Source organism: Clostridium polynesiense, assembly GCF_000820705.1.
In the GTDB taxonomy this organism is placed as follows: domain Bacteria; phylum Bacillota; class Clostridia; order Clostridiales; family Clostridiaceae; genus Clostridium_AA; species Clostridium_AA polynesiense.
In genome coordinates, this window is the sequence record NZ_CCXI01000156.1 from 1 (window position 1) to 13,813 (window position 13,813).

The following is a 13,813-nucleotide window of genomic DNA, read 5'->3' on the forward strand; positions in this document are numbered from 1 at the left end:
CCGTAATGGATATCCATTACGGTTTATTTTTTATTATATAATATATAAACTATTTAAATAATTTAACTGAAAAAATCATAGAGTTACTGACATTTTAGCATAAAAACCTGACAATTCAGCATGTCTTTTCAAACTAGGTTTTCTATGTGATATAATAATCATATAATATTTTCAAAGGGAGGTTAATATGGCTTTATACAGGGTAAAACAATTTTATTGGGCCATTAGCTCTTTCTTTAAAAAAGTAGATTATAAATATATAAATGAACATTTATCTCCTGATGAAATAAAGTTTTTTAGCAGGCTAAAAAAGGGAGAAAAGCTTCATTGTATAAGAGTATCTAAAGATGCTTCTTCTTTTTATGAAGAAAATTTAAATTGCTTTAGTAATAAGTCCATTACAAAGGAAAGGATTATTAAACTAGGGCTTTTACATGATATAGGAAAAATAAAACAGCCACTTTCAGTTATAGATAAATCCATACTGGTAATACTTCATAAAATAACTAAAGGTGATTTAAAGAAGTACTCAAATTTTAAAAAAGTAGATATATACTATAATCATCCTATAGAAGGAGTAAAGATTTTAAAGGAATTTGGATATGATGATGATTTTTTATTTGCAGTTGCAAACCATCACAGTAAAATCCAAGGAGATAATGAAACACTTAAGATATTAAGTTATGCTGATAACAAGAATTGATAAGTTAGGGGGGAGAAAATGAATTCTATTGAAAGAAGAAATGAAATATTTAAAATGCTTTTAAATTCTGTTAAGCCTTTAAAAGGAATAGATTTAGCCAATAAGCTTGGTGTAACCCGTCAGGTAATAGTAAGGGATATAGCCATACTAAGAGCTGAAGGAAGGGCTATAATAGCTACTCCTGAAGGATATATAATATACAATGCAGGAGACATTAAAATAACCAGAATAATTGCTGTAAACCATAATAAAGATGAATTATATGATGAAATGAGTACAATTATAAAATATGGTGGAAGAATAGAAGATGTTATAGTAGAACATCCTCTTTACGGAGAAATAAAATCTAATTTACTTATAAAAAATGCAGCGGATTTAGAGGCTTTTATGAAATCCTTCAATGGACTTAAAGCCGAGCCTTTATCTACACTTACCGCAGGGCTTCACCTTCATACTATATCTGCTGATGATGAGGAAACTTTAGATAGAATAGTTGAGGAATTAAAAAATAAAAATTATATAATAGTAGATTAAATTCTAAGTAAGTTTAATAGACTATTTTTATATATAAATTAATGGTGTGGGAGAAGATTTTACATGAAAAAGAAAAATTATTTTATTTACATTGCTTTAATCCTTATAGTGGTTGTATCACTTCTTGCTTCATTAACCGGTTTTCTTATTAATTTGCAGTGGTTTAAAGAAGTAGGATATCTTCAAATGTATTTTATCAAAATTTCTGCAGTATTGAAGTTTATGCTGCCAATATTCCTAGTTTCATTTATAGCAATATGGCTTTATTACAGAAGTTTAAAGAAGAATTTTCCTAATATAAATGCTGTAAATGATGTAACTTATAAAAAGAAAAAGAGAGAAAATCTGTTTTTAACTTTAGGAAACATAGCTGTTTCTTTGATGTTTTCCTATAATATTGCGTCCACCTACTGGTATAGGATATTACAGTTCAGCAATTCAGTAGATTTTAATTCTGCAGATCCTATATTTAATAAAGACGTATCATTTTATGTATTTAAGCTTCCTTTAATTCAGTCTATTTATAGTGCTATGATGATGCTTCTGGTATTTTTTGCAGTGGTAACTGTTGTTATATACGGCTTCAGCCTTGCAAAAGACAAAGTATTAAAAGGTAAAAACGGAAAGAGAATAATAGATTTTTCCAGCGGTGCAACTAAGTTCTTTGCAAAGCAGATGGCACTTTTAGCAGCTATCATACTTATAATGGTCTCTTTAGGGTATATTTTAAAGGCTTATTATTTAGTTTACAGCCCAAGAGGAGTAGCTTTTGGTGCCAGCTATACAGATGTTAATGTAACTTTATTATTTTATAGAGTAATTACCGTTATGGCATTAATATCTTCCGTTATAGTGTTTATAAGTCTTAAAAAATCAAAAATTAAACCTATAATCTTTTCTGTGGCAGCTATGATAGTTTTGGTTGTATTAGAGCCTATAACCGCTAATGTAGTGCAGCAGTTCAGAGTAAGACCAAATGAATTTAACCTGGAGAAAAAATATATTGAATATAATATAGATGCTACAAGAAAAGCCTTTAATATTCATAATATAGAAGAAGTACCTTTTTCAGCAGATAAAAAACTTACTGCTCAAGATATAGAAAAAAATAAAGATATAATAGATAATTTAAAAATAAATTCCTTTGAGCCTGTGTTAAATTTTTATAATCAGGTTCAGGTAATTAAAAATTACTATACCTTCAATGATATTGATACTGATAGATATATGATAAATGATAAATACAATCAGGTATTCATATCTCCAAGGGAAATTAATTCTGATGCTATAGATAATTGGCAGAGTAAGCATTTAAGGTATACTCATGGATATGGTATAACCATGAGTAAGGTAAACTCAGTTACTCCAGAAGGACAACCTGATTTTGTTATTAAGGATATACCACCTCAAAACAATACTCAGTTAAAATTAGATAATCCTAGAATATACTTTGGAGAAAGTACTAATAATTATGCTGTGGTAAATACTGATTTGATGGAATTTGACTATCCTAAGGGTGAAAAGAGTGAAGAATATAAATATACAGGTAATGCTGGTATAAAGATGAGTTTATTAAATAAGATTCTTTTCTCTATGTACGAAGGAAATGCTCAAATATTTCTATCTGATGCTATAAATAATGATAGTAAAATACTTATAAACAGAAATATAATGGAGAGAGTTAATAAGATAGCACCATTTTTAAATTATGATGGAGACCCTTACCTTGTAATAAATGAAGGTAAGCTGGTTTGGATTATAGATGCTTATACTACAACTGATAAATATCCATTTTCACAACCCTACAGAGGTATAAACTATATTAGAAATTCCATAAAGGTAACAGTTGATGCTTATAACGGAGATGTAAATTTCTATATAATAGATAAAAATGATCCTATAGCAGAAAGCTATTCTAAAATATTTAAAGGATTATTTAAGGATGCTTCAGAGGTTCCTGAGGGCATAAAAAGCCACTACAGATATCCATCTACCTTATTTGAAATACAGGGAGAGGTACTTACAAAATATCATGTAACCAATCCTTTTAAATTCTTTACAGAAGAGGATAGATGGCAGGTATCCACTGCAAAGAAGAATAACGATACTGAAAAAAAGGTAAATGAATCAGGTTATGTAATGACCAAGGTTCAGGGAGAAGAAAATCCTGAAATGATGCTTTTTGAATACTTCAATATAAAAGATAAACCTAATATGGTATCTATATTTGGAGCCAGAATGGATGGAGAGGATTATGGAAAGCTGATTTTATATAAATTTCCTCCTCAAAAAACAATATATTCACCTGCTTTGTTTATGAATAAAATCAATCAGGATACCACTATATCTAAAGAAATGTCCTTATGGAATTCTAAGGGATCAACAGTAGATTATGGAGATACCTTAATAATTCCTATAAATGAATCATTGCTTCATGTTCAGACGCTTTATTTAAGATCCGGTGGAAATACAAGTATTCCGGAAATGAAGAGAGTAATACTATTTGACGGTGAAAGGCTTGTAATAGAAGAAAATATAGAAAAGGCATTAGCTTCTTTATTTAACTATGCTCCTCAAAATCCTCAGCATAATAAGCCTCAAGAAGAAATAACCGAGGAAGCAAAAGGAGAGTTGAAAAAAGCTAAGGATGCCTATGACAGGGCTATTGAAGCTCAAAGAAACGGAGATTGGGCAAAATATGGAGAATATATAAAAGAGTTAGGAGATATAATTGATAATCTAAATAAATAGTTATGATATAATAAAAAAGGAATCAATGATTATGCTGCTTATATATTAAGCAGGGTTAGGAGGAAGAGCATGGATTATGATGTTCTTGTGCTTGGAGGAGGTATTATAGGGTGTGCTGTTGCCTATGAGTTATCAAAATATAATTTAAATATAGCTTTGATAGAAAAAGACTTTGACATAGCAGATGATATATCTTTTGTAAATACTTCTATTGTTTATGATGGATCAGAAGCTGAGGATGATTTTATGGCAGCCCTTGAGATATTAGGTAATTCCATGTTTGATGATATAACTAAAAAATTTAAAGTTCCTTTTAAAAGAATCGGTTCATTAACTATTGCAGAAGATGATGAAGGTATAAAATTTATTGAGGAAAAATATAAAAAGGCAAAAAAAAGAGGGATAAAAGATATTCATATTATTGATGACAAGGCTGTTAAGGATATAGAGCCAGGCATTGAAGGTGAAGTGAAAAAAGCGCTTTATGCCAGGAATACAGGAGTAGTATGCCCTTATGATCTTGCGATAGCATATGCTGAAATAGCCTTTGATAACGGAGTTAGCTTTAAGCTTGAAGAGGTTGTTTTAGATATTCAAAAGATGGCTAAAGGTCTTAAGGTAATCACAAATAAAAATAAGTTTTCCTGTAAGGTTGTTATAAATACAATTCCCGGAGAAAGCTACAGCATTGATAATCATAAATTTACGGAAAAGAAAAAAGGACGAGATATTACCTATATTTCATTAGAAAATAAATTTAGATCAAAGCTTTCTAATATACTTTTTACTTCAAGAAAAAATGATAATTTTATCCTTCATACTCCTTCTTTAAATGGAGGTAACCTCATAGGGATATGCGAAGAAAAACCTTTAGGTTTTCATAATGCAGTTAAAAGTTCCTCTAGAATAATAAAGGATTTAACTAAAATGATGTGAATAGTTTTTTTCAATCAAAAATATTCTTTGATAAGATTGTAATAAACGATAGTGATATACAAAAGGGATATATGAAGGTTACAGGAGATAATTATGCAGAGATAACAGTTACTCCCTCCATTGCAAAGATGGTTTGTGAAAGCATAGTTAGTTACCTTAACTGCGTACCTAATAAGAACTTTATAGATAAGAGAAGGGAATTTTACAGATTTAAAGATCTTACTAAGGAAGAAAAAAATGAGATTATTTCCTTAGATAAAAGGTATGGCAAAATCGTATGTCTTTGCAATCAGGTTACTGAAGGTGAAATTGTAGACAGCATAAGAAGGCCCCTGGGTGCCAGAACCGTTGAAGGGGTTAAAAGAAGAACAGGAGCAAGCTTTGGAAGCTGCCATGGAGCATACTGCATAAATAAAATAATTAAAATTCTTGCTAGAGAAATGGATAAACAGCCTACTGAATTGGTAGAGGACTCAAAAAATTCAAAAGTGCTTTTAGGAAGGATTAAAGAGTTTGATGAAATTTAGAAAGGAAATAGAAATGGAAGAAGAAGTATTAACCACTTTAGTGAGAGTTAAAGGCAGCAGCAAATACAATGTAGTTTCTGTGAAAAGCAGTAAGCCTATAGACAAAAATTTATGGGTAGAATGTTCAAAGGTTTTAAGCAGGATTTATGTAGGCATCCCCATTGAAATAGGTGATATAATATGCAAAAACATATTAAATACCGGGGTGGATATAGTTGCTACAAGAAATATTGATTCTTAGGTGTTGACAGTCTATAACAATGAAGTATAATATAAATAATATATATTTCCTTGAACATAATAAATATTATAAACCTTCGAAGAGAATAGTAATAAGGTTTTAATTTAAAGAGAGTCAGTGTAGGGTGCAAACTGACAGTTATACCTTATGAATCCGCCTCTGAGGGACTGCGATGAGCAGTACGGTAAAACCGTTATATTATTGAGAGAACAGCTATTCAGCTGTTAATTAGGGTGGCAACGCGGAGTCTTTCGTCCCTTTGTGGATGAAAGGCTTTTTTTATTTATTTTTATTTATAATCACAGGATTTTTTTTATTATCTATAAAATACTATTTATTAGGAAAGGAGAGCTTAAAATGCTGGATATTAAAAGAATAAGAAATAACCCTGAAGAGATTAAACAAGCTTTAAATGACAGAGGAGAAGATTTTGATGTATCTGTTATAGATGAAGTTTTAGCTTTAGATGAAAAGAGAAGACAGATACTTGTGGAGGTAGAAGCTTTAAAAAGCAAAAGGAATCAAGTTTCTTCAGAGATACCCAAGCTTAAGAAGGCAGGTCAGGATGTAGCTCCAATAATGGAGGAAATGAGGCAGATAGGTGATAAGGTTAAAGCTTTTGACGGAGAAGTAGCTGAGATTGATGAAAAGATAAAATATATAATGATGAGGATTCCTAATATTCCAAACCCTCAGGTTCCAAGCGGTGATACCGATGAAGATAATGAAGAGATTAGAAAGTGGGGAGAGCCTACTAAGTTCACCTTTGAACCTAAAGCACACTGGGATTTAGGTACAGATTTAAATGCTTTGGATTTTGAAAGAGCAGGTAAGGTTACCGGTGCAAGATTTACTATGTATAAGGGCTTAGGAGCTAGATTGGAAAGAGCTATAATTAACTATTTCCTTCAAAAGCATACCATGGAAAATGATTATATAGAAGTTTTCCCACCTTTTATGGTAAACAGAGAAAGCATGACAGGTACAGGACAGCTTCCTAAATTTGAAGAGGATGCATTTAAGCTTAATGGTTTGGATTACTTCTTAATTCCTACAGCTGAGGTTCCTGTAACAAATATGTACAGAGATGAAATATTTAAAGGAGAAGAGCTTCCTGTAAAGCATGCTGCCTACAGTGCATGTTTCAGAGCAGAAGCAGGATCAGCAGGAAGAGATACAAGAGGACTTATAAGACAGCATCAATTCAACAAGGTAGAGCTTGTTAAGTTCTGTAAGCCAGAGGATTCCTACGAGGAGCTTGAAAAGCTTGTTAAGGATGCTGAATCAGTACTTCAGGGATTAGGACTTCCTTATAGGGTTGTTAAGATATGCAAAGGTGACTTAGGCTTTACCGCTGCCTTTAAATATGATATAGAAGTTTGGATGCCAAGCTACAATAGATATGTGGAAATTTCAAGCTGCAGTAACTTTGAAGATTTCCAGGCAAGAAGAGCAAATATAAGATATAAAAATACTCCAAAGGATAAACCACAGTTTGTTCACACTTTAAACGGATCAGGAGTAGCTATAGGAAGAACTGTAGCAGCAATCCTTGAAAACTTCCAGCAGGAAGATGGCAGCATAGTTGTACCAGAAGTATTAAGACCATTCATGGGAACAGATATAATAAAATAACATTTTATGTAACTACCCCTGGGGTGTTGCCTTTTATTGGGAACACCCCAGGGGTGAATACAAAATTTGTAAATAGGTTAAATACATAATTATCATAAAGTGGAATTAATTAATATAAGGCTTATATATACTTTTATATAAAAATTGTTGACAGAGTTTAAACCAGTTGTTATAATAATATTCGTGACTAACATGGAAAGATGGTCGAGTTGGTTTAAGGCACCGGTCTTGAAAACCGGCGTACGGGTGACCGTACCGTGGGTTCGAATCCCACTCTTTCCGCCATTTAATTATATAATAAACACAATATTATGTAAGCCATGGAGAAATACTCAAGAGGCCGAAGAGGCGCCCCTGCTAAGGGCGTAGGTCGGGTAACCGGCGCGAGGGTTCAAATCCCTCTTTCTCCGCCAGAAAAAAGCATCTATAGATGCTTTTTTTCATTTTAAATGAACAATGGAGACGGCAGTCGACAGTGGGACTATTACGAAAAGAGCCCGAAGGGGCAAATCTCTCTTTTATTATAATTGGTAATAATAAATAATATCCGAAATTATATATTTCCACCCTTTTATATAAATTGAAGATAAAGAGGACAGGTTATCTGCTAAATAAAGCTTACCGCATATAGAGGGGAATTTTTCCCAGTATTCACCGGAATCAGCCTTTTTAAGCCATTCCTTCTGTTCCTCCTCCTTCTTTTCCTTCACAGCTTCTATGAGCATTAATTTTGCCTTTTGAAATTTATCTTTGTAATTTTCAGAAGAAAAATTAATGATTTTAATATTATCTTTATAAGATAGAAGATGAGCGAAGCCTTCATCAAATACTATATAGTTTAATTTTTGAAGATAGGAGGCGTTTTTAATTAAAGGGTACTTTTCCTTTATACATTTATGGGTAAATTCATGAGTGAGAAGTATTTTTATAATAATATTTAAATCATATCCTTTTTCCGCATATTGTGAAAATCTAATTAAATCAAATATTACATAATCCCTTCCATTAAATTCTCTAAACATTGCATCATAGGGAAAAGGACAACCTACTGTAAGTATTACAGGAGTATTTTCTAAAATACTTTTAAAATTAGGAAACAGTAAATTGAAGTATTCTTCATTAAATGGTTTAAAATCCTTTAAAAAAGATATTATCCTTTTATAAATATCTTGAATTAGTATTTCATTTTTATAAGAAGGTTCTTTAAAAAGGTATCTATCCTTTTCAATATTATAAAACACCCAATGATCACTATATTCTTTATAATCTGCCTTAATTAAATATTTCTTTATAATTTCATCCTCTAATATCATATTTACAACTTTCTCATTAAGAAAAATGACTATTTTTATTTAATGGCAAAATCCTATAGTATAATTATATGTTAATTCCATTAATTTGTAATTAATATGCAACCTAGAGATATATTTAAATATAGAGGTAAATAATCTCACATTATCCAGTCAGAAGTATGCAAATTAGTTGTATAATATTAATATGAAATTTAATTCAGCAATTATAAATTTATAAGAATAGCTGTTGTACAAGGAGGTTGAAAATATGACGGAAACAATAAACAGCAATATCAGTAATGAAGCAAAATCTGTACTTATTAAGATGCAGAAAAATGAAATAACAGAATATGAAATATATTCTCGAATTGCAGCCAGGGTAAAAGATAAGAATAACAGAGAAGTAATTATGCGTATTGGAAGAGAAGAAAAGGTACATGCGGATATATGGAAAAAATATACCGGTGTGGATGTAAAGCCTAATAAATTCAAGGTGTTTTTATATACCATGATTAATTTTTTATTTGGTTTTACCTTTGCCTTAAAGCTTATGGAAAAAGGCGAAGATGATGCCTCAGAAGTTTACAGCACCTTGATAAAAGAAGTGCCTGAGGCCAAGGAGATATATGAGGATGAAAACAAGCATGAAGCGGAGCTTTTAAACATGCTGGATGAAGAAAGGCTTCATTATGTAGGTTCTATGGTATTAGGACTTAATGATGCTTTAGTAGAGCTTACAGGAACCCTTGCAGGGTTAACCTTTGCACTGCAGAACAATAGGATAGTAGCACTTTCAGGACTTATTACAGGGATATCTGCCACTTTTTCCATGGCTTCCTCTGAGTATTTGTCTGCCCGTTCTGAAGGTCGTAAGGATGCTTTAAAATCCTCTGTTTATACAGGGATCGCTTATCTTATAACCGTAGTGCTTTTAGTTCTGCCTTATTTAGTTACTCCAACTGACGGATATTTAACATCTTTAACAATAATGCTTGTTACTGTGGTAGTAATTATATTTGTATTTAACTATTATATATCTGTAGCTCAGGATCTAGATTTTAAAAAGCGTTTTGGAGAAATGGCATTAATAAGTCTGGGGGTTGCAGCTTTATCCTTTATAGTTGGGTTACTGGTTAAGAAATTTTTAGGTATAGATATATAGATTAAACTGAATTATTTTTATAAAAAAGAGATGGAAATAAAAATTCCTATCTCTTTTTTATTTCTTAAAATCTTAATACAATCTTTATACCTTCTTATATAGTCCTAACACTATTTTTATGCCTTTTTTTCTATAATAAAAATTACTATAAGAAAGGAAGGAATATATATGGGCATTATCATTTATGCAATGGGAATTACAGCATTATTATTATTTGTATATCTATGCAGGATACTACTTAGGGGGGATAAGCAATGAATGAAATTTTAGAGTATGGATTATATTTAGCAATTTTAGTTTTACTTGCTATTCCTCTTGGAGGGTATATAAGCAAGGTTATGGACGGAGAAAAAGTGTTTCTGTCAAAGATACTGACTCCTATAGAAAATTTTATTTATAGGATTCTTAAAATAGATAAAAATGAAGAAATGGGCTGGAAAGAGTATTCTAAATCTATTTTATATTTCAGCTTATTTGGTTTTGTATTTCTGTTTCTGCTTAATATGCTTCAAGGGGGATTGTTTTTAAATCCTGAAGGTATTAAAGGAACTTCATGGCATTTAAGCTTTAATACTACTTCAAGCTTTGTTACCAATACTAATTGGCAGGCATATTCAGGGGAAAGCCAGCTTAGTTATTTAACTCAGATGTTAGGTCTTACAGTTCAGAATTTTGTGTCTGCTGCTGCTGGCATTGCAGTGTTATTTGCCTTGATAAGAGGCTTTGTAAGAGTAAAGGGGAAAGGACTTGGAAGCTTTTGGGTAGATACTACAAGGATAATCTTATATATTTTAATACCTTTATCTATAACCGTAACTCTTGGAACAGTGTCCCAGGGAGTAGTACAAAACTTTAAAAGTTATGAAGAGGTTCAGCTATTGGAACCTATATCCTTAGAGGATGGCACTATAATTAATAAGCAGGCAGTTCCTCAGGGGCCTGCTGCCAGCCAGATAGCAATCAAGCAGTTAGGAACAAATGGCGGAGGCTTTTTTGGAGTAAACTCAGCACATCCTTTTGAGAATCCTACACCTTTTTCTAATATTTTAGAAATGATATCTATACTGCTGATACCTGTTGCCTTATGCTTTACTTTTGGACGAAGTATAAAGGATAAAAAGCAGGGGAGGGCGCTATTTATAGCTATGTTTATACTGCTGGTATCTGCTACGGCACTAATAGGAATTAACGAAGCAAAGGCTACTCCTCAGCTTTCCAGCAATGGTTATGTGGATATATCCAATGCAGCACAGGCAGGGGGAAATATGGAGGGAAAGGAAACCCGTTTTGGTATAACAGCTTCAAGCACCTGGGCTGCCTTTACTACTGCAGCTTCTAACGGTTCTGTAAACTCTATGCATGACAGCTATACTCCTATTGGAGGAATGATAGCTATGCTGCAAATGCAGCTGGGAGAAGTTATATTTGGAGGTGTTGGAAGCGGTCTTTATGGAATGCTGGCTTTTGCTATAATAGCTGTATTTGTTGCAGGATTGATGGTTGGACGAACTCCTGAGTATTTAGGTAAAAAAATAGAGCCTTATGAAATGAAAATGGCCATGCTGATTTGTCTGGCTACTCCTATTGCAACTTTGATAGGAAGCGGAGTGGCAAGTTTGATTCCCTCCGTTGCAGACAGTTTAAATAACGGTGGTGCTCACGGCTTTTCTGAGCTTCTTTATGCTTATTCTTCCACGGGAGCAAATAACGGATCTGCTTTTGCAGGTTTTGCCGCTGATACGGCATTTATCAATGTTTCTACAGGCTTGATAATGCTCTTTGTAAGGTTTGTGCCTATGGTTGCCGCTTTAGCTATTGCAGGCTCTCTGGTACAAAAGAAGAAGGTGGCGGTAAGTGCAGGTACCCTTCCTACGCATAATGCTTTATTTATAGGGTTACTGATAATGGTAGTGCTTTTGGTGGGAGCTTTAAGCTTTTTCCCAGCCTTAGCTTTAGGTCCTATTGCTGAATTCTTTGGAATGTTTATATAGAAGGAGAAAAATTATGAGTAAAAATAAGCTGAAAGCAGTAGATAAAAATATATTAATAAGAGCAATTAAAGATTCATTTAAAAAATTGAATCCTAAAATACAAATACAAAATCCGGTTATGTTTATAGTATATATAGCATCTATTCTAACTTCTATATTATATATAGCAGCGCTCTTTGGAATTAAGGATAATTCACCTCACTTTATATTAGCTATTGCAGTGCTTTTGTGGTTTACAGTTTTATTTGCTAATTTTGCTGAAGCAATAGCAGAGGGAAGAGGAAAAGCACAGGCAGATGCTTTAAGATCATCAAAAAAAGATGTGATGGCTAATAAAATACCCTCTGCTGACAATATGACTAAAATTACTAAAATAAACTCTGCATCACTGAAAAAGGGGGATATTGTTATAGTACATGCAGGAGAGCAAATTCCTGCTGACGGGGAAGTTATAGATGGAGCTGCATCTGTAGATGAGAGTGCTATAACAGGTGAGTCTGCACCGGTTATCCGTGAAAGCGGAGGAGATAGAAGTGCAGTTACAGGAGGTACCACAGTAATATCAGATTGGCTTATAATAAGTGTTACCAATGATCCCGGTGAAAGCTTTTTAGATAAAATGATAGCAATGGTTGAGGGGGCTGAAAGAAAAAAGACACCTAATGAAATTGCATTAGAAATATTACTGGTTTCTCTCACAATGATATTTTTAGTGGTTACAGTAACTTTATATGCTTATTCGGAATTTGCTTCAGTGCAGGCAAAGCAATTAAATACTATATCTGTTACTTCATTGCTGGCACTTTTAGTATGCTTAGCACCAACCACTATAGGAGCTTTGTTATCAGCTATAGGTATTGCAGGAATGAGCAGGTTAAACCAGGCAAATGTTCTTGCTATGAGCGGAAGAGCCATAGAAGCTGCCGGTGATGTGGATATATTGATGCTGGATAAAACCGGTACAATAACCTTAGGAAATCGTCAGGCAAGTGAATTTATACCTGTAGATGGTGTAGATATAAGAGAGCTTGCAGATGCAGCTCAATTATCTTCCCTTGCAGATGAGACACCAGAGGGAAGAAGTGTAGTAGTATTAGCCAAGGAACAGTTTGGTATAAGAGGAAGAAATCTCAGTGAACTAAATGCTAAATTTGTGCCTTTTACCGCAAAAACAAGAATGAGCGGTGTAGATTTTTTAGATAATGAAGTGAGAAAGGGAGCCGCAGAAGCAGTTAAGGAGTATGTTTCTTCTAAGGGGGGAGAGTATTCCAAAGAATGTGATGAGGTTGTAAAGGAGATATCTAAAGCGGGAGGAACCCCTCTTGTAGTAGCGAAAAATGGCAGGATATTAGGGATAATACACTTAAAGGATATTGTAAAGCAGGGGGTAAAAGAGAAGTTTTCTGATCTTAGAAAGATGGGTATTAAAACTATAATGATAACAGGAGATAATCCTTTAACTGCTGCTGCAATTGCTGCTGAAGCAGGAGTAGATGATTTTCTTGCTGAAGCAACACCGGAAGGAAAGTTGAATTTAATACGAGATTATCAAAGCAAAGGACATTTAGTTGCTATGACCGGTGATGGTACAAACGATGCTCCTGCACTGGCACAAGCTGATGTAGCCGTTGCTATGAATACAGGTACTCAGGCTGCAAAGGAAGCCGGTAATATGGTGGATTTAGATTCTTCACCTACAAAGCTTATAGATATAGTAAGAATAGGGAAACAGTTATTAATGACAAGGGGTGCACTTACCACCTTCAGTATTGCAAATGATGTGGCAAAGTATTTTGCAATACTTCCTCCGCTGTTTATGGGGCTGTATCCTCAGCTTTCTGTTCTTAATATCATGAGGCTTCAAAGTGCTGAAAGTGCAATACTATCTGCGGTTATTTACAATGCTTTTATTATTGTAGCTTTAATACCGCTTGCATTAAAAGGAATTAAATATCGTGAAGTATCCGCAGGTAATCTGCTTAGGAGAAACATTTTTATATATGGAATAGGAGGCATAATTGCACCTTTTATTGCCATTAAA

The 13,813-nt window shown here is 33.1% G+C and carries 9 protein-coding genes, 2 tRNA genes, 1 pseudogene and 1 other annotated feature; of the genes and pseudogenes, 11 read left to right on the top strand and 1 reads right to left on the bottom strand.

Annotation, left to right across the window (positions count from 1 at the left end; translation table 11 throughout):
* The first annotated feature begins 187 nt into the window (after nt 1–187).
* The 8 genes and pseudogenes from TA89_RS16875 (at nt 188) to TA89_RS16910 (ending at nt 7,740) form a co-directional block, all read left to right on the top strand.
* On the top strand, nt 188–703 hold the full coding sequence (locus TA89_RS16875) for an HD domain-containing protein (RefSeq protein WP_040215094.1): 516 nt from the start codon (nt 188–190) through the stop codon (nt 701–703).
* Nucleotides 704–721: 18 nt separating this feature from the next.
* On the top strand, nt 722–1,237 hold the full coding sequence (locus tag TA89_RS16880) for a transcription repressor NadR (protein WP_040215096.1): 516 nt from the start codon (nt 722–724) through the stop codon (nt 1,235–1,237).
* 63 nt (nt 1,238–1,300) lie between these two features.
* Nucleotides 1,301–3,988: a UPF0182 family membrane protein gene (locus TA89_RS16885; protein ID WP_040215097.1), complete on the top strand. Its 2,688-nt coding sequence runs from the start codon at nt 1,301–1,303 to the stop codon at nt 3,986–3,988.
* 69 nt (nt 3,989–4,057) lie between these two features.
* Nucleotides 4,058–5,451, top strand: a pseudogene (locus tag TA89_RS16890) (FAD-dependent oxidoreductase).
* On the top strand, nt 5,441–5,692 hold the full coding sequence (locus tag TA89_RS16895) for a DUF1667 domain-containing protein (RefSeq protein WP_242850181.1): 252 nt from the start codon (nt 5,441–5,443) through the stop codon (nt 5,690–5,692). Before TA89_RS16890 ends, TA89_RS16895 begins: the two are co-directional and overlap by 11 nt.
* 67 nt (nt 5,693–5,759) lie before the next feature.
* Nucleotides 5,760–5,954 (top strand) — a binding site (T-box leader).
* A 95-nt stretch (nt 5,955–6,049) separates the two neighbouring features.
* Nucleotides 6,050–7,327 carry a serine--tRNA ligase gene (gene serS / locus TA89_RS16900; protein ID WP_040215099.1) on the top strand — a complete coding sequence of 426 codons (1,278 nt, stop codon included), beginning with the start codon at nt 6,050–6,052 and terminating at the stop codon, nt 7,325–7,327.
* A 194-nt stretch (nt 7,328–7,521) separates the two neighbouring features.
* A tRNA-Ser gene (locus TA89_RS16905) sits at nt 7,522–7,612 on the top strand.
* Between the two features lie 37 nt (nt 7,613–7,649).
* A tRNA-Ser gene (locus TA89_RS16910) sits at nt 7,650–7,740 on the top strand.
* A 108-nt stretch (nt 7,741–7,848) separates the two neighbouring features.
* Here the strand turns inward: TA89_RS16910 and TA89_RS16915 are convergent.
* Nucleotides 7,849–8,640, bottom strand: a complete 792-nt coding sequence (locus tag TA89_RS16915; protein WP_040215101.1) for a hypothetical protein — start codon at nt 8,638–8,640, stop codon at nt 7,849–7,851.
* Nucleotides 8,641–8,887: 247 nt separating this feature from the next.
* Here TA89_RS16915 and TA89_RS16920 point away from each other — a divergent pair, with 247 nt between their 5' ends.
* From TA89_RS16920 to kdpB, 3 genes are all read left to right on the top strand, one after another.
* Nucleotides 8,888–9,781: a VIT1/CCC1 transporter family protein gene (locus tag TA89_RS16920; protein WP_040215103.1), complete on the top strand. Its 894-nt coding sequence runs from the start codon at nt 8,888–8,890 to the stop codon at nt 9,779–9,781.
* Between the two features lie 254 nt (nt 9,782–10,035).
* Nucleotides 10,036–11,772: a potassium-transporting ATPase subunit KdpA gene (gene kdpA / locus TA89_RS16925; protein ID WP_040215105.1), complete on the top strand. Its 1,737-nt coding sequence runs from the start codon at nt 10,036–10,038 to the stop codon at nt 11,770–11,772.
* A gap of 13 nt (nt 11,773–11,785) precedes the next feature.
* A partial coding sequence (kdpB, locus tag TA89_RS16930; protein ID WP_040215107.1) for a potassium-transporting ATPase subunit KdpB occupies nt 11,786–13,813 on the top strand: 2,028 nt, incomplete at its 3' end.